This window comes from Micromonospora sp. NPDC047762 (assembly GCF_043204655.1).
GTDB lineage: Bacteria > Actinomycetota > Actinomycetes > Mycobacteriales > Micromonosporaceae > Micromonospora.
This window is the reverse complement of record NZ_JBIDCQ010000012.1, coordinates 18,581-44,204: the sequence shown is the minus strand read 5'-3', so window position 1 is coordinate 44,204 and position 25,624 is coordinate 18,581. Positions and strand designations below refer to the sequence as shown.

At 71.3% G+C, this 25,624-nt stretch carries 26 protein-coding genes; 15 read left to right on the top strand and 11 right to left on the bottom strand.

Annotation, left to right across the window (positions count from 1 at the left end; all coding sequences use genetic code 11):
* The first annotated feature begins 84 nt into the window (after positions 1-84).
* Together ACGF3C_RS29590 and ACGF3C_RS29585 are read left to right on the top strand one after the other, a co-directional pair.
* The gene (locus ACGF3C_RS29590; RefSeq protein WP_357233660.1) at positions 85-1,194 is read left to right on the top strand and encodes a sensor histidine kinase; all 1,110 of its coding nucleotides are present in this window, start codon (positions 85-87) and stop codon (positions 1,192-1,194) included.
* A complete protein-coding gene (locus ACGF3C_RS29585) occupies positions 1,194-1,847 on the top strand; it encodes a response regulator (protein ID WP_393226975.1) in 654 nt (217 codons plus the stop codon). Before ACGF3C_RS29590 ends, ACGF3C_RS29585 begins: the two co-directional genes overlap by 1 nt.
* A 56-nt stretch (positions 1,848-1,903) precedes the next feature.
* Here ACGF3C_RS29585 and htpG read toward each other — a convergent pair whose 3' ends face one another.
* Positions 1,904-3,832, bottom strand: coding sequence for a molecular chaperone HtpG (gene htpG, locus ACGF3C_RS29580; protein WP_393226974.1), 1,929 nt, complete (start codon positions 3,830-3,832; stop codon positions 1,904-1,906).
* Between the two features lie 149 nt (positions 3,833-3,981).
* Here htpG and ACGF3C_RS29575 point away from each other — a divergent pair, with 149 nt between their 5' ends.
* Positions 3,982-4,680, top strand: a complete 699-nt coding sequence (locus ACGF3C_RS29575; RefSeq protein WP_357228392.1) for an SDR family oxidoreductase — start codon at positions 3,982-3,984, stop codon at positions 4,678-4,680.
* A 61-nt stretch (positions 4,681-4,741) separates the two neighbouring features.
* On the opposite strand, the gene ACGF3C_RS29570 is transcribed toward ACGF3C_RS29575, so the two are convergent.
* On the bottom strand, positions 4,742-6,193 hold the full coding sequence (locus ACGF3C_RS29570; RefSeq protein ID WP_357228389.1) for a M28 family peptidase: 1,452 nt from the start codon (positions 6,191-6,193) through the stop codon (positions 4,742-4,744).
* Between the two features lie 202 nt (positions 6,194-6,395).
* Between ACGF3C_RS29570 and ACGF3C_RS29565 the strand changes: the two genes are divergently transcribed.
* Entirely contained in the window at positions 6,396-9,227 is a 2,832-nt protein-coding gene (locus ACGF3C_RS29565; RefSeq protein WP_393226972.1) for an ATP-binding protein, read from the top strand.
* A gap of 14 nt (positions 9,228-9,241) precedes the next feature.
* On the opposite strand, the gene ACGF3C_RS29560 is transcribed toward ACGF3C_RS29565, so the two are convergent.
* Both ACGF3C_RS29560 and ACGF3C_RS29555 read right to left on the bottom strand, forming a co-directional pair.
* Complete coding sequence (locus tag ACGF3C_RS29560) at positions 9,242-10,000, bottom strand: hypothetical protein (protein ID WP_393226970.1); 759 nt, start codon at positions 9,998-10,000, stop codon at positions 9,242-9,244.
* A complete protein-coding gene (locus ACGF3C_RS29555; RefSeq protein ID WP_357228380.1) occupies positions 9,997-10,497 on the bottom strand; it encodes a SigE family RNA polymerase sigma factor in 501 nt (166 codons plus the stop codon). The genes ACGF3C_RS29560 and ACGF3C_RS29555 overlap by 4 nt, the downstream gene beginning before the upstream one ends.
* 138 nt (positions 10,498-10,635) lie before the next feature.
* Here ACGF3C_RS29555 and ACGF3C_RS29550 point away from each other — a divergent pair, with 138 nt between their 5' ends.
* Complete coding sequence (locus tag ACGF3C_RS29550) at positions 10,636-11,466, top strand: DUF3152 domain-containing protein (protein ID WP_393226968.1); 831 nt, start codon at positions 10,636-10,638, stop codon at positions 11,464-11,466.
* Positions 11,467-11,479: 13 nt separating this feature from the next.
* On the opposite strand, the gene ACGF3C_RS29545 is transcribed toward ACGF3C_RS29550, so the two are convergent.
* Positions 11,480-12,127, bottom strand: a complete 648-nt coding sequence (locus ACGF3C_RS29545; RefSeq protein ID WP_393226967.1) for a hypothetical protein — start codon at positions 12,125-12,127, stop codon at positions 11,480-11,482.
* Between the two features lie 166 nt (positions 12,128-12,293).
* On the opposite strand from ACGF3C_RS29545, the gene ACGF3C_RS29540 reads away from it, so the two are divergent.
* From ACGF3C_RS29540 to ACGF3C_RS29530, 3 genes are read left to right on the top strand one after another with little or no spacing between them, the layout of a single operon-like run.
* Complete coding sequence (locus ACGF3C_RS29540) at positions 12,294-13,337, top strand: hypothetical protein (RefSeq protein WP_393226965.1); 1,044 nt, start codon at positions 12,294-12,296, stop codon at positions 13,335-13,337.
* A 21-nt stretch (positions 13,338-13,358) separates the two neighbouring features.
* The gene (locus tag ACGF3C_RS29535) at positions 13,359-13,763 is read left to right on the top strand and encodes a YbaB/EbfC family nucleoid-associated protein (RefSeq protein WP_357233106.1); all 405 of its coding nucleotides are present in this window, start codon (positions 13,359-13,361) and stop codon (positions 13,761-13,763) included.
* A 23-nt stretch (positions 13,764-13,786) separates the two neighbouring features.
* Positions 13,787-14,413 (top strand): hypothetical protein, encoded by a 627-nt coding sequence (locus tag ACGF3C_RS29530; RefSeq protein WP_393226963.1) that lies wholly within the window; start codon positions 13,787-13,789, stop codon positions 14,411-14,413.
* Between the two features lie 61 nt (positions 14,414-14,474).
* On the opposite strand, the gene ACGF3C_RS29525 is transcribed toward ACGF3C_RS29530, so the two are convergent.
* Complete coding sequence (locus tag ACGF3C_RS29525; protein ID WP_393227168.1) at positions 14,475-15,590, bottom strand: snapalysin family zinc-dependent metalloprotease; 1,116 nt, start codon at positions 15,588-15,590, stop codon at positions 14,475-14,477.
* Between the two features lie 364 nt (positions 15,591-15,954).
* Here ACGF3C_RS29525 and ACGF3C_RS29520 point away from each other — a divergent pair, with 364 nt between their 5' ends.
* Positions 15,955-16,518, top strand: a complete 564-nt coding sequence (locus ACGF3C_RS29520) for a hypothetical protein (RefSeq protein ID WP_393226961.1) — start codon at positions 15,955-15,957, stop codon at positions 16,516-16,518.
* Between the two features lie 64 nt (positions 16,519-16,582).
* Here the strand turns inward: ACGF3C_RS29520 and ACGF3C_RS29515 are convergent, their stop codons facing one another.
* From ACGF3C_RS29515 to ACGF3C_RS29495, 5 genes are all read right to left on the bottom strand, one after another.
* On the bottom strand, positions 16,583-17,161 hold the full coding sequence (locus ACGF3C_RS29515) for a dihydrofolate reductase family protein (RefSeq protein ID WP_393226960.1): 579 nt from the start codon (positions 17,159-17,161) through the stop codon (positions 16,583-16,585).
* Positions 17,158-18,357 (bottom strand): RNA polymerase sigma factor, encoded by a 1,200-nt coding sequence (locus ACGF3C_RS29510; RefSeq protein WP_393226958.1) that lies wholly within the window; start codon positions 18,355-18,357, stop codon positions 17,158-17,160. The genes ACGF3C_RS29515 and ACGF3C_RS29510 overlap by 4 nt, the downstream gene beginning before the upstream one ends.
* 21 nt (positions 18,358-18,378) lie before the next feature.
* Positions 18,379-18,732, bottom strand: a complete 354-nt coding sequence (locus ACGF3C_RS29505; protein WP_393226956.1) for a YciI family protein — start codon at positions 18,730-18,732, stop codon at positions 18,379-18,381.
* 39 nt (positions 18,733-18,771) lie between these two features.
* A complete protein-coding gene (locus tag ACGF3C_RS29500; RefSeq protein WP_357225433.1) occupies positions 18,772-19,182 on the bottom strand; it encodes a DUF6069 family protein in 411 nt (136 codons plus the stop codon).
* Positions 19,183-19,395: 213 nt separating this feature from the next.
* Positions 19,396-19,728 carry an L-rhamnose mutarotase gene (locus ACGF3C_RS29495; protein ID WP_366613039.1) on the bottom strand — a complete coding sequence of 111 codons (333 nt, stop codon included), beginning with the start codon at positions 19,726-19,728 and terminating at the stop codon, positions 19,396-19,398.
* 147 nt (positions 19,729-19,875) lie between these two features.
* Here ACGF3C_RS29495 and ACGF3C_RS29490 point away from each other — a divergent pair, with 147 nt between their 5' ends.
* The 6 genes from ACGF3C_RS29490 (at position 19,876) to ACGF3C_RS29465 (ending at position 25,617) form a co-directional block, all read left to right on the top strand.
* Positions 19,876-20,556, top strand: a complete 681-nt coding sequence (locus tag ACGF3C_RS29490; protein WP_393226953.1) for a response regulator — start codon at positions 19,876-19,878, stop codon at positions 20,554-20,556.
* A gap of 11 nt (positions 20,557-20,567) precedes the next feature.
* A complete protein-coding gene (locus ACGF3C_RS29485) occupies positions 20,568-22,037 on the top strand; it encodes a HAMP domain-containing sensor histidine kinase (RefSeq protein WP_357225442.1) in 1,470 nt (489 codons plus the stop codon).
* Positions 22,034-22,933, top strand: a complete 900-nt coding sequence (locus tag ACGF3C_RS29480; protein WP_393226951.1) for a Gmad2 immunoglobulin-like domain-containing protein — start codon at positions 22,034-22,036, stop codon at positions 22,931-22,933. Before ACGF3C_RS29485 ends, ACGF3C_RS29480 begins: the two co-directional genes overlap by 4 nt.
* Before the next feature lie 378 nt (positions 22,934-23,311).
* Positions 23,312-23,494 carry a hypothetical protein gene (locus tag ACGF3C_RS29475; RefSeq protein ID WP_355009118.1) on the top strand — a complete coding sequence of 61 codons (183 nt, stop codon included), beginning with the start codon at positions 23,312-23,314 and terminating at the stop codon, positions 23,492-23,494.
* Positions 23,491-24,837: a glycosyltransferase gene (locus ACGF3C_RS29470; RefSeq protein ID WP_357204020.1), complete on the top strand. Its 1,347-nt coding sequence runs from the start codon at positions 23,491-23,493 to the stop codon at positions 24,835-24,837. Before ACGF3C_RS29475 ends, ACGF3C_RS29470 begins: the two co-directional genes overlap by 4 nt.
* Positions 24,838-24,987: 150 nt before the next feature.
* Positions 24,988-25,617, top strand: coding sequence for a TetR/AcrR family transcriptional regulator (locus ACGF3C_RS29465; protein WP_357225453.1), 630 nt, complete (start codon positions 24,988-24,990; stop codon positions 25,615-25,617).
* Positions 25,618-25,624 lie beyond the last annotated feature (7 nt).

The window sequence follows — 25,624 nt, the reverse complement described above, 5'->3', positions numbered from 1 at the left end:
CGGGACGGATCGCCCGGTGAGCCGGGATCGATCTGGTCCCGTGGAGGGAGGCGTCGGCGCGCCGGGTCGGACGATACTGCGGACGTGAAGCGGTACGTCAATCTCGCCGTCACCGTGGCCGCCGTCGCCGCGACGGTGCTGCCCGCCCTGCTCGGCGGGCCACGTGCCTGGTGGGTGCTTCCGCTCGCGGTCGCGTCGTCGGTGCCGGTGCTGTGGCGGGACCGGGCGTTGCTTTGGGTCGCCCTCGTCGTGGGCGTCGCCACGACCGTCTCCGCCTCGCTCGGCGCTCCCCCACTGCTGCCGGTCGGACCGCTGGTCTGCCTCTACACGTTCGCGGCGCGTGCCTCCCTGCCGATCCGCCTGCTCGGCGTCGCGCTCACCGCCGCCGGCCTGCTGGTCTCGCTGCTCTACCCCCGCCCGGACGTGGAGGTGCTGCGTTACCTGTCGGTCGCCTACCTCTTCGCGTACGCGTTGGGCACCAGCACCCGGGCCCGCCGGGCCCAGGCCGCGGCCCTCGCCGAACGTGATCGTCGCGTCGCCGGTGAACGTACGGCGGCGGTGCTGCGCGAGCGCACCCGCATCGCCCGCGACCTGCACGACATCCTGACCCACGCGGTCGGTGTCATGATCGTCCAGGCGGAGGCGGGTCCGCTGCTGGTCCGCCACCAACCGGATCGCGCCGATGCCACGTTCGCCACGATCGCCGCCACCGGCAGGGACGCGGTCGTTCAGCTCCGCCGCGCGGTCGGCAGCCTGTACGAACCCGCTGACGAACCACTCGACCAGCCGGGTCTGGACCATCTTCCCGTCCTCGTCGAGCGGGTCCGTGCCGCCGGCCTCGACGCGGTGCTCACCGTCTCGCCGTCCGGAGGTGCCGTCGCGCCACCGCCCCCGGACGTTGGGGTGGCCGCCTACCGGATCGTGCAGGAGTCCCTCACCAACGTGGTGCGGCATGCCGGGGCCCGATCGGTGCGCGTGCGACTGGACCACGCGGCGAACTCGCTGATGGTGTCGGTCACCGATGACGGCTGCGGCCACCAGGCGTCCGAGAGCAGCCGGCCCGGGTACGGGATCGTCGGCATGCGCGAGCGCGCCCACGCCTGCGGCGGCACTCTGCGCGCCGGCCCGGCCTCCGACGGTCACGGCTTCACGGTGACCGCCACACTGCCGCTGCCGGCACCGGCGGTGGTCTGATGGTGCGGGTCGTGCTCGCCGATGACCAGGATCTGTTCCGGGCGGGGTTCGCCACCATCCTCGGCGTCGAGCCGGACATCGAGGTGGTCGCCGAGGCCGCCGACGGCGCGGCGGCCGTGCGGGCCGCCCGCGAACACCGTCCCGACGTCGTCCTGATGGACATGCGAATGCCCGTCCTCGACGGTGTCGCCGCGACCCGCCAGGTCTGCGCGCTCACCCCGAGCCGGGTCCTCGCCCTGACCATGTTCGACAGCGATGACTACCTGTACGCGGCCCTGCGGGCCGGGGCCAGCGGCTTCCTGCTCAAGGACGCTCCCCGAGCCGACCTGGTGAACGCGGTCCGTGTGGTCGCGGCCGGGGACGCGCTGCTCGCTCCCGCCGTGACCGCCCGGGTGATCGGCGAACTGCACCGGCGCGGCCATCCGGACCCGGCCCGGGCCGCCGCGGTGACCGCTCTGACCGCCCGGGAGACGGACGTGCTGCGCCTGATCGCGGCTGGTCTGTCCAACGCCGAGATCGCCGCCCACCACCACCTCAGCGAGCACACGGTGAAGACGCATGTCGGCAACCTGCTCACCAAACTGCACCTGCGCGATCGCGCTCAGGCGGTGATGATCGCCTACGAGTCGGGCCTGGTGATTCCCGGTCAGTGACGGGGCCGGCCGGCGGGCCCGCTGCTCGGGCGGGCCGCCGGCCGGGGGTATTCCAGTTACAGGGTGCGGGCCAGCCGGTCGGCGAGCGTCCGGGTGAAGCGGGCCGGGTCGGTCAGCTCACCGCCCTCGGCGAGCACCGCCAGGCCGTAGAGCAGCTCGGCGGTCTCGGTCAGGGCGGCGGTGTCGCTGCCCTGCTCGTGGGCCTTACGCAGCCCGGACACCAGCGGGTGACCGGGGTTGATCTCCAGGATCCGCTTGGTGCTGGGGATCTCGTGCCCCATCGCCCGGTACATCTTCTCCAGGGTCGGGGTGAGGTCGTGGGCGTCGCCGACGACGCAGGCCGGTGAGGTGGTCAGCCGCGACGACAGGCGGACCTCCCGGACGCTGTCGGTGAGGGTGGTCCCCAGCCAGTCGAGCAGCCCGGCGAACTCCTGTCGCTGCTGCTCGCGCTCGGCCTCGGCCTGCTGCTTCTCCTCGTCGGTGTCCAGGTCGATCTCGCCCTTGGCGATCGAGCGCAGTGGGCGCCCGTCGTACGTGCCGACCCGTTCGACCCACACCTCGTCGACCTGGTCGGTGAGGAGCAGCACCTCGTGCCCCTTGGCCCGGAACGCCTCCAGGTGCGGAGAGTTCTCGATGGCGGCCCGGGACTCGCCGGTGGCGTACCAGATGTCGGTCTGGCCGTCCTTCATCCGCGACACGTAGCCGGCCAGGTCGGTTGGCTCGTCCGGGTCGTTGGTGGAGTTCACCGACAGGATGTCCAGCAGGGTGTCCCGGTTGTCGGTGTCGTCGATCAGCCCTTCCTTGACCACGGCGCCGAACTCGGTCCAGAAGGTGCGGTAGCGCTCGGTGTGGTTGGCCTTGAGGTCCTTGACCGTGGCGAGGACCTTCTTGACCAGCCGGCGGCGGACGATCTGGATCTGCCGGTCCTGCTGGAGGATCTCCCGGGAGATGTTCAACGACAGGTCGTGCGCGTCGACCACGCCCTTGACGAAGCGAAGGTAGGTCGGGACCAGCGCCTCGCAGTCGTCCATGATGAAGACGCGCTTGACGTAGAGCTGGACGCCCCGGCGGCCCTGCGGGGAGAACAGGTCCAGTGGGGCGTGGCTGGGCAGGAAGAGCAGCGCCTCGTACTCGAAGGTGCCCTCGCCCTTCATGTGCACGACCTCGAGCGGGTCGGCCCAGTCGTGGCTGACGTGCTTGTAGAACTCGTTGTACTCGGCGGCGTCGACCTCGTCGCGGGGCCGCGCCCAGAGGGCCTTCATCGAGTTGAGGGTCTGCACCTCGCTGGTGGCGGGCTCACCCTCGGCGCCGGGGCGCTCGACTGTCATCCGGATCGGCCAGGCGATGAAGTCGGAGTAGCGCTTGACGATCTCGCGGACGGTCCACTCGGCGGTGTAGTCGTGCAGGTTGTCCTCGGTGTCGGCCGGCTTGAGGTGCAGCGTCACCGTGGTGCCCTGCGGCGCCTCGTCGACCGCCTCGATCGAGTAGGTGCCCTCGCCGGTGGACTCCCAGCGGGTGCCGCCGGTCTCGCCGGCCTTGCGGGTCAGCAGGGTGACCCGGTCGGCGACCATGAACGCGGCGTAGAAACCGACGCCGAACTGCCCGATGAGGTCCTGCTTGGCGTGGGCGTCGGCGGACTCGCGCAGGTGGCGCAGCAGCTCGGCGGTGCCCGACTTGGCGATCGTGCCGATCAGCGTGACGACCTCGTCGCGGGTCATCCCGATGCCGTTGTCGCGCACGGTGAGGGTGCGGGCGTCGCGGTCGACTTCCAGGGCGACGTGCAGGTCGTCGGTGTCGGCGACGAGGTCCTTGTCGACGAGGGTGGCCAGCCGGAGCTTGTCCAGGGCGTCGGACGCGTTCGAGATGAGTTCCCGCAGGAAGACGTCCTTGTTCGAATAGATCGAGTGGACCACCAACTGGAGGAGCTGACGCGCCTCGGCCTGGAACTCCAACGTTTCGGCCTGGTTGCTCACACCGTCTCCCATCTCGGCTCGTACGGAGGTTCGCGGAAAGGATACGAGTCGTCACCGGTCGGGGTGTGGGCGCGTCCGGGTCGTATTCCCGATCCCGTCGACCACCGCCGTGACATAGCTGACTTTGCTCGACAGAAGTCAGGTCGGATAGCGTGGCGGCCATGAAGATCGCTGGAAGCACCGCCCTCGTCACCGGCGCCAACCGTGGCCTCGGCCGACACCTGGCCGCCGACCTCCTCGCCCGGGGCGCCACCGTCTACGCCGGCGCCCGCAACCCCGACAGCGTCGACCTGCCCGGCGTGACGCCGGTCCGCCTCGACATCACCGACCCCGCCTCGGTGGCCGCCGCCGCCGAGCTGGCCGGCGGCGTGAACCTGCTGATCAACAACGCGGGCATCGACACCCGGACCGACCTGCTCGACGGCGACCTGGACCTCGTCCGGCTGGAGTTGGAGACCCACTACATCGGCACCCTGTCGACGATCCGGGCGTTCGCGCCGGTCATCGCCGGCAACGGCGGCGGAACCATCCTCAACGTGCTGTCCGTCCTGTCCTGGGTGAACTTCCCCCTGCACGGGTCGTATGGTGCCGCCAAGTCCGCCGAGTGGGCGATGACGAACGCGCTGCGCCTCCAGCTCGCCGAGCGGGACGTCCGCGTCGCCGGCCTGCACGTCGGCTACCTGGACACCGACATGGCCGCGACCATCACCGGCCCCAAGTCTGACCCCGCCTCGATCGCCCGGCTCGCGGTCGACGGCATCGAGGCCGACGCCTACGAGATCGTGGCCGACGACGTCAGCCGGCGGGTGCAGGCCGGGTTCCCCGGCGGCGTCGCCGCGCTCTACCCACAGCTCCCCTGACCCACGACGTGACGGGCCGCCGCCGGACACTGCCGGCGGCGGCCCTTTTCGGGGTACGCGGTCAGCTCGCCACCAGCGTCACGTCGTCGATCACGAAGCTGGTCTGCAACGACGAGTCCTCGGTGCCGGTGAAGCGCAGCGTCACCGTCTGCCCGGCGAACCCGGCCACCGAGAAGCTGCGCTGGACGTAGCCGGACGCCCTGTTCAGATTCGAGTACGTCGCCAGCGTGGTCGACCCCACCTGCACGGTGAGCCGGTCGTACACCGTTGAGCTGGTGGTCTCGGCCGTGTCGATGTGCAGCCAGAAGGACAGCGTGTAGCTGGCGCACCCTGCCGGCAGTGTCACCGACTGCGTCAGGCTCTCGGTGCCGCTGCGGCCGTTGCCGTTGAGCCACGCCTTGTACGACCCGGTCCGGGCCGGCTGGGCGCTGGCGTTGGTGATCACGCCGGAGGACGCGGTCCACGGCGTGCTGCCGCTCTCGAAGCCACCGTTTCCGACCACCTGGCCGCCGGTGCAGGACGGGGTGCCGCCGCTCACGGCGAGCTGCCACAGCGCGTACGCGACCCCGTCGGCCGCGCGGTTCAGCACCGTGGCGCTGACGTTGGCGGTGGTGTCGCAGGACCGGTGGTAGCAGGGGTCGTACGCGGAGTTGGCGGTGCCACCCCACTTGGCCGCCTGGGAACTGGTCTTGCGGGCGCTGGCCCCGGCGGCGTAGCCCGAGGTGGGGATGCCGGCCTGCTGGAAGTAGTAGTCGTCGGAGCGGCCCTGACCCTCGACGTTCTCCTCCGGTTGCAGGCCCAACGAGTCCCAGTACGCCTTCAGCGGAGCCGCAGTGGTCGAGGTGACCCGGTTGATGAAGTAGCCGCCGTTTGTCGAGCCGACCATGTCGAAGTTGTAGTAACCCTTGATGTAACCGCGCTGGGTGGTGCTGAGCGAGTTGACGTAGAACCGGGAGCCGTTGAGCCCCTGCTCCTCGTCGGTCCACCAGGCGAACCGCACCTTCTTCGTCATGGTCGGGTTCTGCGCGGCCAGGACCAGTGCGTTCTCCAGCAGGGTCGACGAGCCGGTGGCGTTGTCGTTGATGCCCGGACCGGCCGATACGCCGTCCAGGTGCGCTCCGAACATGACCACCTGGTCGGTCGGGCCGCCGGGCCACTCGGCGATCAGGTTGTTCGAGGGGTACGTGCAGCTGGAGCAGTACTGCTCGCTGACGGTGTAGCCGGCCGACTGGAGCCTGGTCTTGACGTAGTTGAGCGAGGCGGTGTAGCCGGCCGAGCCAGCCCGTCGGTTGCCACCGTTGCTGGTGGCGATGGTGTTGAACTGGGTCAGGTGCGCCTGGACGTTGGTGACGGAGATGTCCGGCGCGGCCAACGCGGCGGCGGTCGCGGCGATCGGCCGGGCCTCCGTCATCGTGGTCATGGGCGACGCGGCTACCGGCTGGGCAGCCAGCGTCACCGTCATTCCGGCGAACACGGCAAGCGCGATTCCCGCGCTCAGCGTTCTGCCTCTCATGGGGGCTCCTCGGGGTTGGAGAGATACCCGAGACACTGACATATCTCTATTTCTTGAGCATCGGTCGTTCGTCCCGAACCGCCGCCGGTTCGACGGTGGGTACCGGCGTCGGCACAGGTGAGTAGAGGTGTCAGGATGGGTAGGTAACGCGGCAGGGGTCGTTGGGCCCGGAACGGGGGCTTGCGATGGGGTCGGATCGAGCGTGACGCGACCCAGCACTGACCTGTTCCTCGGCGGCGGCGACACCGGGCGGCTGATGGCCCGACTGGACTGGGCCGACACCCCGCTGGGCCCGGTCGGCGGCTGGCCGCAGAGCCTGCGCGCCGCCGTCCGGATGGTGCTCTCCTCCCGGTACCCCATGCTGCTGCTCTGGGGCGAGAGCTACTCCCAGCTCTACAACGACGCGTACTCGGCGCTGATCGGCGACAAGCACCCCGCCGCGCTCGGCGACGACGTACGGGTGACGCTGGCCGAGGGCTGGCCCGTGCTCGCCCCGCTGATCGAGGAGGCCATGGCGACCGGGGTGGCCAGCTGGGTCCCCGCGCTGCAACTACTGCTGGAGCGGGCCGGCTACCGCGAGGAGGCGTACTTCAGCGTCTCGCACGCCCCGGCCCGCGACGACGACGGCCGCACCGTCGGCGTCCTGACCGTGTGCAGCGAGGTCACCCAGCAGGTGATCGGCGAACGCCGGCTCCGTCTCCTGCGTGACCTGTCAGTGCTCGGCGACGGGCGCACCGTCGACGTGGACGCCACCGCCGCCCGGCTGATCGACGTGATCGACGGTCATCCCCTGGACGTGCCGTTCGCCGCCATCTACCTGCGCGACGGCACGGCGCTGCGCCGGGTCGCCTGCACCGGCGGCGATCACCGGCACGTTCGGGCCCTGCCGGACGCCGTCGAGCTGACCGACCCGGGTCCGCCCTCGTACACCTGGGGGCTGCCGGACGCCGCCGAGCTGACCGACCCGGGTCCGCCCTCGTACACCTGGGGGCTGCCGGACGCCGCCGAGGGCAGGGCGACCCCGGTGACCGACGTCGCCGACCGGCTGCCGCTGCCCGCCGGCCCGTGGAACGACCCGGTCCGCACCGCGCTGGCGCTGCCGCTGCCCTCCGCCGACGAGGATCAGCCGCTCGGCGTCCTGCTCGCCGGGGTCAGCCCCAGCCGGGGGCTCGACGAGGCGTACCACTCCTTCCACCAACTGCTCGCCCAGCAGATCTCCGTGGCGTTGCGAAACGCCCGCGAGTACGAGGAGGAGCGGCGCCGGGTCGAGGCGATGGCGGAACTGGACCGGGTCAAGACCGACTTCTTCGCCAACGTCAGCCACGAGTTCCGTACCCCGTTGACCCTCATCCTCGGCCCGCTGACCGACGCCCTCACCGACGCCACCGCGCCGTTGGCGGCGGTGCAGCGGGAGCGGGTGGAGACCGGCTGGCGTAACGCCACCCGACTGTTGACGCTGGTCAACAGCCTGCTCACCTTCTCCAGCCTGGAGGCCGGCCGGGCGCGCAGCGACGCCCGGATGGTGGATCTGGCCGCGCTGACCGCCGAACTCGCCGGGGTGTTCCGGGCCGCCGTCGAGCGGGCCGGGCTGACCCTCGAGGTGAGCTGCCCGCCGCTGCCCCGGCCGGTCGCGGTCGACCCGGTCAACTGGGAACGCATCGTCACGAACCTGCTCTCCAACGCGCTGAAGTACACGTTCATCGGCCGTATCCGGGTCACCCTGGACACCGACGACGAGGAGGTACGCCTCACCGTCGCGGACACCGGCATCGGCATCGCGGAACGGGACCTGCCGAAACTCTTCGAACGCTTCCACCGGGTGCGGGGCGCCCGCTCGCGCAGCCACGAGGGCACCGGCATCGGCCTGGCCCTGGTGCACGAGTTGGCCCGGCTGGAGGGCGGCGACGTGCGCGTGACCAGCCAGGTGGGCGTCGGCAGCAGGTTCACCGTGACGCTGCCCTGGTCGGCGGCGTACCGCACCGCGATCACCGGGCCGGCGGTGGACGGGCGGGGTGACGCGGCCCGCGCCGCAGTCGAGGAGGCGATCGGCTGGCTCACCGAACCGGACGACGCGCCGACCGAGCCCGATCCCACGTCCGGGGCGGCCACCGACGAGCTGGCCGGGGCCCGGATCCTGCTCGCCGACGACAACGCCGACATGCGGGCGTACCTCACCCGGCTGCTCACCGGGCAGGGCTGGCGGGTGCGGGCCGTCACCGACGGCCGGCAGGCCCTCGACGAGATTCACCGTCATCTGCCCGACCTGGTCCTGACCGACGTGATGATGCCGGTGCTGGACGGCTTCGACCTGGTGCGCCGACTACGCGCCGACCCGACGACCCGGGCGCTGCCGGTGCTCGTGCTCTCCGCCCGTGCGGGTGGGGAGGCCAGCGTGGAGGGCCTGAGCCTGGGTGCCGACGACTACGTGGTCAAACCGTTCGCCGCGGCCGAGTTGATCGCCCGGATCCGGGCCAGCATCCGCCGGGCCCGCGACCGTACCCCTGCCGTGGCCGTCGGCGGCGACCCGCCGACGGTCGCTGCCGCAGCTCCCCCGGCCGGAACCGCCCCGGTCGGTCCCGCCACGCCGAGCCCGACGGTCGACCCCGTCCGCGACGCGGTCGTCATCGAGCCGGCGGCGGCCGAGCCGGACGGGCTGGGCGACCTCCTGGACGTCGGGTGGACGTTCCCGTCCGCCCCGACCTCGGCCGCCGCGATGCGTCGGGACGTCCGGGGCGCGCTGGTCGAGCTGGACGTCGACCCGGACGTGCTGGAAGATCTCCTGCTCGCCGCCTCCGAGGCCATGAACAACGCCGTCGAGCACGCACAGCGACCCAGCCGTCCAGAGGTACGGGTGCGCGTCCAGGTGGGTGGCGGGCTGATCCGGATCTCGGTTCGGGACTTCGGTACCTGGCGGGACCGCCGGCCGGCGATGGACCGGGGACGCGGCGCGCTGCTGATGAACGCCTACGGTGACGTGCGGCTGGTCTCCACCGCCGAGGGGACGACGGTGACCATCGAGCGTCGGCTGGCCTGAGCGGCAGCAGCGCGTCAGAGTCGGCGGCCGCTGGCGTCGTGGGCGACGATGCCGTCCAGCCGCTCCCCCGGACTGAGCTGCGCCGGGTCGAACCAGAAGATCATCACCTGCTTGTCGGCACTCCATGGCACCACTCGGGCGTCGACCTGCCGATCGTCGACCGTGCCGATGATCCGGTTGGCGGGGCCGACGAAGTAGCCGAAGGTGGGCACCGGCGCGGCAGCGCCCTCGTCGTAGCCGATCTGGTGGAACCCGGCGCTGCGGTCACTGCCGCGGACGTCGTTGACCAGGATGTCCGTGGTCAGCGATCCGTCCAGAGCCTGGCGACCGGCGGCCAGACCGATCGACACCTTGGGTTCGCCGGGCACGGACACCGACACGAAGTAGTAGACCCGCCGGTCGGCGCCGTGCCGCACCTGGGAGTCCACGATCTGGCCCATCGGCTTCGGCTGCGGCACGTCGCGGCCCACCGTCGGCGGTGGCGTGGAGCCCGGCGACTTCTCCGCCCACGGCGAGACACCGACCGACGGTGGAGCGACGGCGACCGGCTGCGGGAGCTCGGTCGGCGCCGGATCGCCCGGCCCGGACGCGCCGACAGCCACCACGACGACCACGGCGGCCAGGCCGGTAGCGAGCGTCGCCGCCCCGGCTCCGGCGACGCGTCGACGGGTACGCAGCCGACGTCCCTCGCGCATCACGGTGGCCAGATCGAGCACGGCGTCGGGGCGCTCGGTCGCCCGCATGGCGTCGCGGAGCCTTTCCAGCTCGCTCATCGGCGCGCCCTCTCGTCGGCCGTGCGGGGCGCGGCGGTGCGCAACTTCTCCAAGGCTCGCGAGCTGGTGCTCTTGACCGTGCCGACGGATACGGAGAGTTCCCGGGCCACCTGCGCCTCGGGCAGGTCGAAGTAGTAGCGCAGGACGACGATGGCGCGCTCCCGCGGGCTGAGCGCGCCGAGGATGGTGATCAACCAGCGCCGGGTGGCCACGTCGTCTGCCACGTCGCCACGCCGTTGCTCCGGCACCTCGTCGGTCGGGTACTCCCGCATCGGCCGTCGCCACCCGTCGACCAGATGGTTGACCAACGTGCGGCGGGCGTACCCGTAGGCGTCGTCGTCGTGGATGCGCGACCATGACGCGTAGGTGCGCACCAGCGCGGTCTGCGCGGCGTCCTCGGCCTGGTGGTGGTCACCGGTCATCAGGAACGCGGCGTGCACCAGTCGCGCGGAAGCCGCCCGCGCGAACTCGACGAAATCGGCGTCACCCCGCGCCACCGCGAACCCTCCCCGTGCCACAGAGCTAGAGACGGGCGAGGTCGGCAAAAGGTTGAGCGCTGGGTCACATCAACTTTTCGCCACTGTCACCCGTCTTCTCCTCCGCGCCGCCGCCGAGCGACGCGCGAGGGGAGAGACATGTCGACGAAGGTTACCCGCCGGTGGGGTCCCGCTTCGATGGCGTCACTGCTGGTGGTGGCGCTGCTCACCGGGTGCGGCCTGCCCGCCGCCGGGCAACCCGCCACCGACCCGGTCATCGCCGGGCCGCCGCCCGGTGGACCGGCGACATCCGTCGGTCTGCCGACCGTGGCCGCCGAGGTCCGACCCAGTTCCGCGCCCGTCATCGGAGTCAGCTACCCCGCCACCGGCGGTAACCGCTGGTCGGTGGCGCCCGGCGAGACGGCCCCCGGACGCGCGACGGCCGGCCGTCTGCTGCGCTACCGGGTCGCCGTGGAGCGCGACATCCGGGGCCTGCCGGCCACGGACGTCGCCACGGCGATCACCGCGACGCTGAACGACCCACGCGGGTGGACGGCGGGTGGGGCGTGGCGGTTGCGCCGGGTCGGTGCCGGCGAACCGACCGACTTCACCATCTACCTGGCGACTCCCGGCACCCGCGACACCCTCTGCCAGGACGTGCCGGACGCCTACACCTCCTGCCGCAACGGTGGCCGGGTGGTACTCAACGTGGCGCGCTGGGTCAAGGGGGTGCCGGGTTACGGCGCGACACTGGAGACCTACCGGCAGTACATGGTCAACCACGAGGTGGGCCACAAACTCGGGCACGGCCACGAACGGTGCCCCGGGCGGGGGCGGCCGGCGCCGGTGATGCAGCAGCAGACGCTGGGCCTGCACGGCTGCACCGCGAACGCCTGGCCGTACCCGAAGGGAAAGGGCCGCTACAGCGGGCCGGTCGGGGCCTACGACGACGCGGTCCCGCGGCGTGAGGGCGCCTACTCGGCATCATGAGGACGGCGTGCCGTCAGGTGCGGCGGCGGCGCTCCTGCTCGAGGCGCTCGTCCTGTCGACCCATCTCGTAGATGGCGTTGAGGCTGGTCGGCAGTCGACTGACGTTGTCCGGCACCGGGCCGGGATCCGGCGCCGGTCCGGAGTCCGGTACCGGACCGGGGTCGGGTGCGGCGGCGGGGGCCGGTGCCCGGCGGCGCACGAGCAGCAGTGCCAGCACCGCGAGGACCGCCACGACCAGCAGGTACGACGCGGGTGGCCAGGCATTCCGGGTGGGGTTGGCCAGGGCCGGCGGCGGCGTCGGTGCGGGGGTGTCGCTGTCGCGCCCGGGCACGGCGGCCGCACGGGTGCCGGTGCCCTCGCCGGCGGTGGGGCGACCCGGGGCGGCGGGTGCGGGGACGCCGCTCGTCGACCCGGCTGGCCCGGGGATCGCGACGGGTGTCACCGGGCTGGGCCGACCGGCGACCGGCGGCCGACTCGGCGTGGCCGCCGCGGTGGGGGTGGCGCTCGGCGTCGGAGCGGCACTCGGCGTGTCGCCGCCGAGCAGGTCGTCGACGATCTGGCGGACGCCGCCGACGATGTCACCGAGCGGGTTCGAGGTGGTCGACGGGGACGGCGCGGGCGCGAGGGCGAGGGTCAGCGCGAGGACGACGACGGTAGGCATGACGACCACCTCCGATGTGCCGATATGCCACGCACCGTACCGCGTAGTGGGATCGCATGGGTGACACCGCACACCGGGGCGACGAACGCGTGTCAGGTTCGAGGACAGCCGGCTGCGCCCTCCTCGCCTACGATGCCAGGAACGCGGCGGGGAGCGAGGGGGCGGCATGGTCGATTTCGCGGTGGACCCGGTTGACGTTCGCGAGCGTGCGCGAACCCTCGGCACCACGATCGCTGAGGACTACGCGACCGAGGCGGACGAGTTCGCCCGCAACTCCGCCATTGATGCGCCCGGCTTCGGCATCGCCCTGTCGGCGGCGGAGGCGGCCTACATCCAGCGTGTCGAATTCCTCGTGAAGGACGTTCGGGGTGCTGCGGACGTGTGCCGGCAGATCGGCGAGAAACTCGGCGTCGTCGCGGATCAGTACGAGCGCGCGGAGAGCCTGCACGTGGGTGGGTTCGGTGGCACGCCGGTGCCGACGAGCAGTTTCGGCGATGCCTACGGCAGGACCAGTGCTGCCCAGCTCACCCAGGATCCGGCGCTGCTCGTCGCCGCTGGTGCCTCGATCACGCTGGCGGAGATCGGCGCGATCATGGCTGGCCTGTCGGCCTGCGCCGCGCTGTGCCCGACGTTCATCGTCGGTGTGACCGGCGCGGCCCTGTTCGTGGCCAACCCCATCGGTATCGCCCAGGCCGGTGCCGATCTGATTCGTCACGGCGACAATCTGCAGAAGGCGCTCAACGCGAACTTCGACAAGATCTGCTCGGCGGCGACCGCGACCTGGAAGGGCCAGGGCAAGGACAGCTTCGTCATCATGTCGACCAAGCTCAAGGCCCATCTCGACGAGCTTGGCGCATACATCCGCACCCTCGGCGAGACCCTGCACTCTCTGGACATCGCCCTCACCGGTCTGTGGCTCGCCCTGGGCGCGATGACGGTGCCGTTCCTGACCTGGTTGATCACCATGCGCGGTGCCCAACTCATACCCGGTTTCGCCCCCGCGCTGGAGCCGATCATCCAGGCGGCCGGGGCCGCTGTCGCCGGCTCCACCACCACAATGATCGCCGGTGTGACCGCGCTGGGCGGGCTGGTCCTGGCACTCATCAACGGGCTTGCCAAGGATTTTCTGAAGCTGCTGGCGCTGCCGGACGACGGTGCGGCGGGCACACCGGATCTGACCGAGTTCCGCGTCGGCGAGAACTTCGCCTGACCTCCGCTGTAAGGAGCGTTCGTGATCGACCCAGACGTGCAACGCCGGATCGAGGGAATGGCCGAGCAGGCGACCCGGTTCGCCGCCGCCATGCAGAACCTCACCGGCGAGGGCACCGACGACGCGGAGCTGGTGCGCGCGACGTGCGACGCGAGCGGTCGCCTCGTCGACATCGACCTGGCGGCGGGCACCCGACGGATGCAGACCTACGAGCTGCGAGAGGCGATCCTTGCCGCCGCTGGCCGGGCCGCCGACGCGGCCAGCGCCAGCCTGGCGGACGCGGTCTCGCAGGTCACTCAGAGCACCGACATGTACGGCGCCGACGCGGTACGGCAGGCCCAGGAACAGGTCGCCCAGTATCGGCGGCTCGTCGACGCGCAGCGGGACAAACTCGAGCAGCTGCGCGCCGGCCTCGGCCAGCCGTGAGCACCGGGGCGCCAGAGCTGCGCATGCGTCGACGGCTGCTGCGGATGCTTGGCACGCTGCGGCCGATCAAGGCCGGTTACCAGATGCGCCCGATGACTGTCGGCGGGGTTCTCGGCCTGATGGTCGCCGGGGTCCTGGCCCTCCTCGTGACCGTGCCGCTGGCCGCCCAGGTGCCGTGGCTGCCGTTCGTCGCTGTGCCCGCCGTGGTGGTGGCCGCCCCTCTGCTGTGGCTGATGGCGAACATCGGCGCTGGCGCCTGGTACGCCTGCGGCGCCGGGCTCCCGATGCTGTCGGTCACCGACGGGGAGGTCCGCGGCCGACTGCGCGGAGTGTGGGCCGATGAACTGGCCGACGCCGACCCGGATGACCCAGCCTGGTGGGACCTGCGATTGCCGGTCCGTGCGCTCAGCGGCGTTCGCGTGGAGCACGACAGCCCCGGAGGCCCGCTCCTCGTCCTCGACCTGCCACCCGCGGCAGCGGAGGCGCTGACAGCGAACGCCGACACGCAGAAGCTCGCCGAGCACTGGCGCAGCAGCGTCGACAGCCCGGCCGCGTGGCAGATCGGTCTCTTCGAGGGGCGGTTCCGCCGCGCGCGCCGCCTCCGGGAATTCCTGAAGGCACTCGCCGCCGCGGGTGGCCCGGTCCCCTAGAACACGCGCCGAGGGCGGAGGTCGCCTGTCGCGCGTCCTCCGCCCACAGCGTCCGAGCTGGTCAGACGGGTAGGCTGCCGACCTGGGTGTTGATCCACGACCGGATGGACGGCAGGTCGACGTAGATGGACGGGCCGGTGGCGCAGGTGGAGTTGTTGTTGCCGGCCCGGCTCGTGGCGCCGATCAGGTTCCACACTCCGTTGACCCGGCGCACCTGCGGGCCACCGGAGTCGCCGTAGCAGGCACCGGAGTTGCCGTTGGTGTTGTTGGTGCAGATCTCGTACGGGCCGTTGATGCCGGAGCACCGACTGTCGGCCACGATGGACGTGTCGAGCTCGTTGGCAACGGTCGGGGCCGAACCGCAGCCCCGCGGGGCGCAGGTCTGACCCCAGCCGATGATCCGGGTGGCGGTGCCGACCGCGCCGGAGGTGCTCGGGATCGGAGCCGGCGCGTACGTGACCGAGCTGGCCAGTTGCAGCAGCTTCACGTCGACGCTCGGGTGGTTGACCGCCCGCGTCACCCGCACCACGGTCCCGCCGCTGGAACGGTTGACGCTGCCCACCCGCACCGAGGACGGTGTCGAACAGTGCTTGGCGGTGACCGCCCAGTTGCCCTTGATCAGCGTGCCGGTGCAGCCGGAGACGTACACCATGAAGGGGTAGTTCTCCGTGGCCGGCCGGCCGCCGACGACCAGCGGGCCGATGTCCGAGGCGTCGTTCCAGGTGTAGGTGGTGCTGGCCGGTGCGGCCAGGGTGCCGGCGAACAGCGAGTTCACCCGGCTCGCCTCGGCGGTGCTGGGGTTGGCGTTGCGGCAGGAGACCGGTGCGCTGCTGCCGGACATCAGGTCGGAGCAGAGGCCGGTGCGCCGATCCGGCAGGCCGAGGATGTGGCCGACTTCGTGGGTGGCGATGCGGGTGCGGTCGTAGCCCTGGTTGACGGCCGTGCGGCCCATCCAGATCCGGCCCGAGCCGAGGCCGGTCGGCTGCGCGCGGGGCCAGCCGTCGTCGACGTAGATGGTGATGCTGGCCGGGGTGCCGGCCAGGAGTCGGACGTTGCTGACCCGGCTGTTCCAGATCTGCGCCGCCTGGTCGAAGTTGGTGCGGAACTCGCCGGTCCGGCTCGCGTCGTAGTAGACGGTCCGGACGGCGGCGGCCGGCGTGCCGGTGGCGAGCTGCATCCCGGCCGCCGCCAGGATCGCCACCAGCATGGCCATCGCCGCGCGCCTCAGTTGTCCTCGGAACATCGGGTACTCCCTGCGGTCGTCCGGCGGCCGTCGGCCGTCGGTCATCGATGTACGCCGATATTAATGTGACGGCGGTCGATGTTCGGCATAGCGGAAGCGTCATACCGGCGACGGATCAGTGCCTACCAGGTGCCGAGCACCAGGCGTCCGCCGACCTGGCTGACGGTCAGACCACCTGCCGTTACTCGGCGGTTACGTCACAGCGAAGCGCCTGTGCCGGGGCAGGACGACGGTGGCCGCAGAGGGTCACCGGCAGCGTCGCCGCGACGTGACCCCGGTACCGAACGGAGAAACCACGATGAGGATCAGGAGCACACTGACCGCGTTGACGGTCGTCCTCGCCGGGCTGGTCGCCAGCGCGGGCAGCAGCGCCGCCGAGGGCACCACGACCACAGCGGCGTACTGCGGGATCACCTGGGGCAGCGCGGAGAAGGCGGCCGGCGCGCTGAGCGACGCCCCGCTGATCGAAGTGCGCACGGGTCGGCACGACTGCTACGACCGGGTCGTCTTCGAGTTCAACGGCCCGGTCGACGGTTACGCGGTCGGCTACGGCGAGACGTGGACCGAGGGCGAAGGGCTGGCACTGTCGCCGTACACCGCCGGCGGGGCGCTGCTGCGGGTCTCGCTGCGGGCCCCGGCGTACGACGACGACCACCTGGGCACCGTGCCCTACGCGGTCGGCGAGCACGTGGCGAATCTGCTGCGCTACCAGACGCTGCGCGACGTGGTCTTCGGCGGCAGCTTCGAGGGCTACAGCACCTTCGCCGTCGGCGTACGGGCGCGGTTGCCGTTCCGGGTGCTCGTGCTCGCCGGTCCCGGCACCCACAGCCGGGTGGTGCTCGACGTCGCCCACCAGTGGTGACCGGAACCGGCCGATCCGCCTGGCCATTCGCCGGACAAGGCGGATGGCCAGCCGACACGCCGACTCAGACGTGCAGGGTGGGCCGGTAGACGAGTTCCTGGGTGCGACCGTCGAGGGTCCGACTCTCGATCAACTCCAGGTCGAAGTCGGCCGCTCCCTGAAAGATCGGCTCGGTACCGGTCTGCCCGGTGATCACCGGGAAGAGCGTCACCTGGACGAGATCGACCAGCCCGGCGGCCATCAGCGCCCGGTTCAACGACAGGCTGCCGTGCGATCGCAGGGGCACGGCGGACTCCTCCTTGAGCCGGGCGACGACGTCGACCGCGTCACCGCGCACGACGGCCCCGTCCGGCCAGTCGAGGGGGCCTTCCAGCGAGTTCGACACCACTGTCGCCGGGAGGTTCCTCATCCGGGTCACCCAGGCGTCGCGGACCTCGGACTCCTCGGTGCTCGCGGCCAGCATCTGCGCGAACACCCGGTACGTGTTGGCCCCGAAGACCATGCGCTGATCCACGCTGTAGAGGGACAGGCGGTGTGCGAGCAGCTCAGGGCCCTGCTTTCCCCAGTAGCCGCCCCAGGTCCCACTGGTGGTGCCGAAGCCGTCGAGGCTGGAAAAGACGTCGACGGTGTAGGTGGCGGTCATCGTGCTCTCCGTTCACTGGTGAGTTTGTTGCGACGGGTCTCCAGGTAGGCCCGCTCGGTCGCGTTGGTGGCCAGAGCGGCGGCCTGGTCGAAGGCGACTCGGGCCTCGTCGTCCTGTCCGAGCCGGGCGAGCAGTTCGGCTCGGGTGGCGGGCAGCCGGTGGTAGCCCGGGAGGTCGATGCCCTCCAACGCGGCGAGGGCCACCGCCGGCCCGCGCACCTCGGCAACGGCGACCGCCCGGTTGAGCGCCACGACAGGGTTCGGCGCGAGCGCGAGGAGTTGGTCGTACAGTGCCAGGACCTGCGGCCAGTCGGTTGCGGCGCCGTCGGTGTGCACGGCGCTGATCGCGGCCTGGATCTGGTACGGGCCGGGCCGGTTGCGGCGCAGGCATCGGCGGACCAGGTCATGGCCCTCGGTGATGAGCTGCCGGTTCCACAGTGACCGGTCCTGGTCGGGCAGCAACACCAGGTCGCCGGTCGGGCCGAGCCGGGCCGGGCGGCGCGCCTCGGTCAGCAGCAGCAGGGCGAGAAGGCCCAGGACCTCGGGCTCGTCGGGCATCAAGGCCGCGAGTTCGCGGGCCAGCCGGATCGCCTCGGCGCACAGGTCCGTTCTGATCAACGGGCCGGCGGTGGAGGCGTAGCCCTCGTTGAACATCAGGTAGAGCACGGTGAGGACGGGCGGCAGCCGGTCCGGCAGCTCATGTTCGGCCGGTACCCGGTACGGGATGGCGGAGTCGCGGATCTTCTTCTTGGCGCGCACGATCCGCTGGGCGACGGTCGCCTCCTGAACCAGGTAGGCCCGGGCGATCTCCGGTACGTCGAGGCCGCCCAGCAGGCGCAGGGTGAGCGCCGCCCGCGCCTCCGGGGCCAGCGCCGGGTGACAGCAGGTGAAGATGAGTCGCAGCTGGTCGTCCCGCACCGGTCCCACCTCCGAGGGATCATCCTGGTGATACAGCAGTAGGGCCTGAGCGTGGCGGGCCTCTCGGGTCGACTCCCGGCGAAGACGGTCGACGGCACGGTTGCGTGCGGTGGTCACGATCCAGGCGCCCGGGTTCGGCGGCAGTGTCTGCCACTTCTGCAGCGCCGTGGTGAAGGCGTCCTGGACGGCCTCCTCGGCGAGGTTGATGTCGCCGAGGAGGCGGGTCAGGGTGGCGACGCAGCGGCCGTACTCCGCGCGGTAGATGCTCGCCAGGTCCATGTCGGACGACCCGGCTGCCGGTCAGGCCTGGGACAGGTCGTCGAAGGGGCGTACCTCGACCGGGCCGCAGGCCGCCGCGCACCTTTCGGCCCAGGCCAGCGCCGCGTCCAGGTCCGCACACTTGATGATCCAGAACCCGGCGATGTGCTCCTTCGTCTCGGCGAACGGTCCGTCGCTCATGGCGGTGGTGCCGTTCTCGACCCGGACGACGGTGGCGCTCTCCGGCGAGGTGAGTCCCCCGCCGAACACCCAGGCGCCAGCGGCCTGCATGTCGTCGTTGATCCGGCCGGTCTCCCTGAACATGGTCTGCGTTTCCTCGTCGGTCGGCGTCGGCGCGCCCTCGACGACGTGCACGGACAGCAGGTACTGCTTCATGACGATCCTCCGGTACCTCGATGGTGGGACGGGTGCGGGTCAGGCGGCCAGGCGGCGCGCGAGGGCGGGGATCACGATCGCGGCCGCGACCAGGTGGGTGAGCATCAGCAGCGCCTTGGTGGCCATCCCGGCGTCGGCGATCACGTCCGGCACCAGGGACAGGGCCGTCAGCACCACGGTGGTGCGAACGAACGTGACCCGGGGGCGCCGGGCGAAACGCGCCAGCACACCGGCGATCAGCACACCGATCAGCGAGAAGACAGCGGTCAGCACACCGAACCCCGTCACGGGGATCGGGGCGCCGCCCACCTCGAGGCTGATCCCGGCCAGGTGTCCGACGGCGGCGACGGCCATGGTGGCGACGCTCGCCGCGACAGTGGCGGCGACACCGGTCCGGATCAGCGCACCGACGTTCGTGGTGGCGCGGGTCGTGTTCGCAGTGCTGGTCATCGTGCCCTCCAGTGGGTGTGCGGCCCGTTGCGATGCCGGGCTCTCACCAGGGCTACGAACTGAACCGGTCCCAATCGACAGCACGCCCAGAATTCTTGTCGGCGATTTTCGAGACGACCCCGCAGCCTCGCCGATCATGGAGTTGTGGTGGGTGACAAACCGACCGTCTGTCTCCGAAACGGGCACCACAACTCCATGATCGACATCGTCGACCTAAGCCTCGTCGGCCAGGTGCCAGACCTCGCGCATCGGGGCCCACCAGTCCCCCGAGCCGGGCTCGGCGATCGACTCCTGACAGGGGTCGGTCAGCTTCCACCACTCCTGCGTCTGCGGGTCCGCCTCGATCAGCCGCAGGTCGGCCTCGTAGTCCTCGCCCACGTACTCGTAGTAGCCGAAGAGCAGATCGTCGTGGAGAAAGATGGTGTAGTTGCGGAAGTTCGCCTCGCGCAGCGTCTTCTCCACGCTCGGCCAGACGGCCGCGTGCAACCTCAGGTAGGTCTCCCGCTGCTCGGGGCGGAGTCGGATCACGCAGCCATGACGTTTCACGTCGTGCCCTTTCGTGTCAGCTGGTCCAGGGGTGCCAAAGGCCCCTGACGGTAGCGGTTCGGCGGCGCCCGGAGGGGGCCAGCCGGCCGCCGATGTCGGCCGTTCCGCCAGGACTACGCACTGTGGCGCCGGGTCTACCCTCGGGTGATGGAGGGCCGCGTGTTGGTGGTCGAGGACGACTTCTCGATCCGGGAGGTCACCGCCCTCGGTCTGCGCCGCGCCGGTTTCCGGGTCGACACCGCTGTGGACGGGCGGCAGGCTCTGGCCGCGTTCCGCGCCCACCCGGTCGAGCTCATCGTTCTCGACATCATGCTGCCGGGCCTCGACGGTCTGGAGGTCTGCCGGGAGATCCGGCGCACCAGCCAGGTGCCGATCCTGATGCTGACCGCGCGCACCGACACCATCGACGTGGTGGTCGGTCTGGAGTGCGGCGCGGACGACTATCTGCGCAAGCCCTTCGACCTGCCCGAGTTGGTGGCCCGGGTTCGCTCGGTGCTGCGCAGGGTCAGTCTGCCGACCCCCTCGACCGTCATCGAGGTCGGCAGTCTGGAGATCGACCCGGGCGGCTTCGTGGTCCGCCGGCACGGCCGGGAGGTGGCGCTCACCGCCACCGAGTTCCGCCTCCTCCTGGAATTGGCCCGCCGGCCCGGTCAGGTCTTCACCCGGGAGCTGCTGCTGGACCTGGTCTGGAACCACGACTTCCTCGGCGACTCCCGACTGGTCGACGTGGCGGTGCAGCGGCTACGCGCGAAGGTCGAGGACGACCCGGCGCAGCCACTGCTGATCCGGACGGTACGTGGTGCCGGCTACAAACTGTCGACGGGTTGACGGGGGCGGCGATGGCCGGACGCGCGGTGTTGCCCGGGCGGCTGCGGCGCCGGCTGACGATCGCGTTCGTCCTGGTCGCCGGCGTCTCGGCCGGGCTGCTCGCCGGCGGGACCGGGCTGCTGCTGCGGCAGTCCTGGTTGGACGCGTCGCTGCACGAGGCCGCCGCCGACGCCCGCTACCAGCTCGTTCTCGCTGGGCAGTTCCTGCCGCTGACCGAGCAGCGCAGCACCGAACTGCTCACCAGCTTCGAGGCCAGCGGTCGGCACGTGCTGCTCGTCGACGGCCCGACCCGCGCCTCGCACCCCGCGTACGCCCCGGTGCTGGGCACCCGGCTGCGGGCCGTCGTCGCGGACGGGCGGCTCGGCTATCAGCGCTCCGCGCCGGCGGAGCGTCCTCGGCTGCTGGTGATCGGTGGGCGCATCCCCGGCTCGACCGCCGAGCTGTACGTCCTGACCGTGGAGGACGACGTCGCCACCGACCTGGGTCAGCTACGCACCGCTCTGGTGGCCGGTTGGGTGCTGGTGGTGTTGCTCGCCGCCGCAGTGGGTCACGCGTTGGCGCGCCGGACGTTGGAGCCGGTGGGCCGGGCCAGCCGGGCCGCCCGAGCACTCACCGAGGGTCTGCTCGCCACCCGCCTGCCGGTACGCGGGCGCGACGAGTTCAGCGTCTGGGCGGCGACCTTCAACGAGATGGCCGAGGCACTGGAGTCGAAGATCGCGGCGCTGTCGGCCGCGCAGGCCCGCGAGCGGCGGTTCACCGCCGACGTCGCGCACGAGCTGCGTACCCCGGTGACCGCGTTGGTGGCCGCGGCGTCGCTGCTGCGCGAGCACCTCGACCACCTGCCCGACGACGCCCGGCCGGCGGCCCGGTTGCTGGTCGGCGACGTGGTCCGGCTGCGCCGGTTGGTCGAGGATCTGATGGAGATCTCCCGGCTGGACGCAGGGCGGGAGCAGCTGGCCGTCGGGCCGGTCGACGCGTTGGCGCTGCTGCACGACATCGTGACGGCGCGCGGCTGGTCCCCCCGGGTGCGGGTCACCGGTGTTCCGGTCGCGGCGCGCACCGACCGGCGACGGCTGGAGCGCGTGCTGGCCAACCTCGTCGCCAACGCGGTCGAGCACGGCGGTGGCGAGATCACGGCCAGTGTGGTGGGCGCCGGGCCCCTGGTCGTCTTCGAGGTGACCGACGAGGGGCCGGGAATCCCGGCCGAGCACCTGCCCCGCGTGTTCGACCGGTTCCACCAGGTCGACCCGTCCCGCTCCGCGCCGGGCAGCGGGCTCGGGCTGGCCATCGCCCGGGAGCACGCCGACGTGCTCGGCGGCGCGTTGAGCGTGCGCAGCGAACCGGGCGAGGGCACCCGGTTCCGGCTGGAGTTGCCCGTCGCCGGGCCCGCCGGCCCGCACGGTGACCTGCCGGACCCGGACGACGCCGTCCACCCGGGCCCGGTTGGGCGTACCGCCGGCACGCCGGGCGGTGTGGGGTGACCGGCCGCGGCGCGGTCGGGCTGGGCGCAACGGCGCTGGTCGCGGCGCTCCTGCTCGGCGGCTGCGGCACGTCCCGCTCCGGTGACCTCGGCCTGGCGCCCACCGCGCCGCCGCCGAGCGCCGCACCCACCGACCGGCCGGAACCCACCCCGACCCGGGCCGCGGCACCGACACCACCAGCCACGAACCGGCCGCCGGGTCCGTGGACGACGGCGTCCACCGGCACGCGCCGGCTGGACCCGGTGACAGTGGAGCTGTGGTACGTCCGCGCCGGGCTGCTGGTGCCGACCCGGCGCACCCGGCCGGGCACTGTCGCGACGTCCCGGCTGGCGCTGACGGAACTGGCCGCCGGGCCGAGCCCGGCCGAGGCCGCCACCGGGATGATCACCCTGCTTCCGGCCGGGGTCGAGGTCACCCGCATCGCCGACGGCATGGCGACGCTGCGGGTGCCGGCCGTCGGCGACCCGGCAACCCGGCGGCTACGCGAGGCGCAGGTGGTGTTGACGCTCACCCAGTTCCCCAGCGTGCGTCAGGTCCGCCTCGACGACGCGGCCCCGGTCGACCGGGCGGACTACGCGGACCTGCTGCCACCGATCGTGGTCACCGGCCCGATCCCCGGTGAGCGCGTCTCCGCTCCCCTCGTCGTCACCGGCACCGCCACCGTGTTCGAGGCGACGGTGAGCGTCCGGGTGCTGGACGCCGCCGGCCGGCAGGTGGCCACCGGTTTCGGCACCGCCAGTTGCGGCAGCGGCTGCCGGGGCGGCTACCGCGTCGTGGTCGGCTGGCGCACGGTCCGCGAACAGAAGGGCACCGTGGAGGTGTACGAGGTGTCGGCCGAGAACGGCGAGCGGATCCACACGATGGCAGTGCCGGTGGTCCTCGCACCTCGCGACTGACCGCCCTGCCCGAGAGGGTGTTAACCCGGTGCGTCATCCATTTGTCGACATCGACGTGCGGGCCTGACGTCTACCCGACAGAGCGACTCTACGTCGGCATTCTCCGGGCTGGCGCGGCCAATCGGCGAAAGCGCAGGTCACACGCCATAGAGCCGGTGAGAAAGTCTCCGACACGCCGGCAGCGGGACGGTTCGTCGGACCGGACCGGACGACCGTGCCCGTGAACTTCGAGATTGACCTGCACAGACATGTTTGCCAACGTGAGCGCGTCGTTGCGCAGAGTCATATTCGCTGTTCAGCGCTGTGGCGATCGGCCGTATCGGAGTCGCGTCGATCGCCGCGACAGCCTCACCATCCCTCACAGAGCGGAGATACATCATGTCCGGTGGCAGCCTTCCCCGTACCGGTATGGGCGTTGTCACGATCGGCGGCGCGGCCGGTATCGGCGGCTACGCCCTCCCCCTGCCGCTCACCATCGCCCTCACCGGAGCGACCGCCGTCCTCGTCGGCTTCATCATGATCCGAATGACGTTCCGTCGTCAGCAGTCGGTCGGACAGTGACCGCGAGCGTCACGAGGGGTCGTGTCCTGTTCGCCGCGGCGGTCGTCCTGGCCGCCGCGGCGGCGTGGACCGCCCATCACGTCCTCGCCGTGATCGGCGCCATCGACGGAGGCGGTCACCGCTTCACCTTCGCGTACGCCACCATGTTTCTGCTGCTGATCTGGCAGCTCGGCACCTCCTATCTGGAGAAGCCCGCCGTGGTCACCGACCGGATGCAGGGGCACCTCGACGCTCTGCACGTGGTGGGTATCGTGCCGGCGTACAACGAGGATCCGGGCGCGCTGCGAGCCTGCCTCGAATCCATGATCTTCCAAACGCGCAAACCAGACACCATCTACGTGGTGGACGACGGGTCGAAGCTGACCGAGGGCTACCAGCCGATCAAGCGGTGGTTTCTCGACGTCGCCCCCGTACACGGGATCATCGCCGCCTGGCACATCCAACCCAATGCCGGGAAGCGGCACGCCCAGGCCGCCGCGGTGCGGTCGACACCGGCAGCCGACATCTACTGGACGGTGGACTCGGACACCATCTCGGACCCGAACGCCCTCAGGGAGTTGTTGAAGCCCTTCGCCGACCCGGCGGTGCAGTCCGTCGCAGGGGTGGTGATGGCCGCGAATGTGCGCAGCAGCTTCCTCACCCGGTTCACCGACCTGTGGCTGGTGACCGGGCAGCTCACCGACCGGTCGTCGCTGTCGGTGTTCGGGTGTGTGTGGGTGAACTCGGGCCCGATCGCCGCCTACCGCGCGGAGGTGGTTCGCGACAACCTCGGGGCGTATCTGACGGAGACGTTCTTCGGCCAGCGGGTGCCCTTCTCCGACGACTCCCTCCTCACCCTCTTCGCGATGGTCCGGGGACGTACCGTGCAGCAGCCGTCGGCGTTCGCGTTCTCCCTCATGCCGGAGAACGCCGGGCACTTCTGCCGGATGTTCCTGCGCTGGATGCGCGGCAGCTTCATCAGGACCTGGTGGCGGGTCCGGTACCTGTCGTTGCGGTCGATCGCGTGGTGGCTGCATCTGCTGCGCTGGGCGGCCACGGTGGTCGCGACGGTGCTGTTCGTGGCGGTGGCAGTCCTGTCGCCGATCATCGACCCCGATCCGCGGGCGATTCCGTGGCTGGTGGCCGTGCCGTTGATCGTGGGGTACGGGCAGGCGCTCCGCTACATGACGGTGCGACGATCGGACCAGTCGACCGCCTACCAGTGGGGCACCTGGCTCCTCACGCCCGTCGCTGTGGTGTTCGCCCTGGTCGTGCTGCGGGCGATCCGCTGGTACGGCGTCGCCACCTGCTGGCGCACCGGCTGGGGCACCCGCAAGAAGGTGGAAGTGGCGCTGGGTTCCTGACCACGACCCGGGCCGATCCTGACACCCGGGCTGACTCCAGGTGAAACGTCACCGTTTCGTCGGCCGAGTGCGAGGCAACTCACGAAACCCTGCACGACCAGCCAACCGCGAACTATGGTCAGTACGACATCGTTTCGCGGGGGGGTCGAGATGCTGGGTGGTCAGCAGGTGGGCGCGGGCGCCGGGGTGCCGGCAGCCCGGGCTCCGCGCTGCACCGACAGCGACCTCTTCACCGTCGTCATCGACACAGTGCGCGAGGTCGGCTTCGACCGGATGACCATCGACGCCGTCGCCGCCCGCGCCCACGTCAGCAAGGCCACCATCTACCGACGCTGGGACGGCAAGGCCGAGCTGGTCGTCGCCGCCCTGCGCGACCGGCAGGTGGGTGTTCACAACCCGCCCGACACCGGCTCCCTTCGCGGCGACCTGATCGAGTTGCTGCGGGCCACGGCCGCGATCTGCACTGCCGACTGCGACCTCATGCAAGCGTTGACCTTCGCCATGCGGACCAACCCGGAGCTGGAACGCCTGGTGCGTCACCAGGTGCTGCCGGCCGGGCGGGTGGCGACCACCGCCATCCTGGTCCGGGCCGCGTCCCGCGGGGAGATTCCGCCGGAGGCCGGCGAGCGGGAGCTGTTCCACGATCTGGCGCCCGCGCTCACCATGTCCCGCATCGTCGCGCACGGCCTACCCGCCGATGACGCGTTCCTCACCCAGGTCGTCGACCAGGTGCTGATCCCGGTACTCCGCTATCAGCACGACCGTCCCTCGCCGGCCTGATTCACCG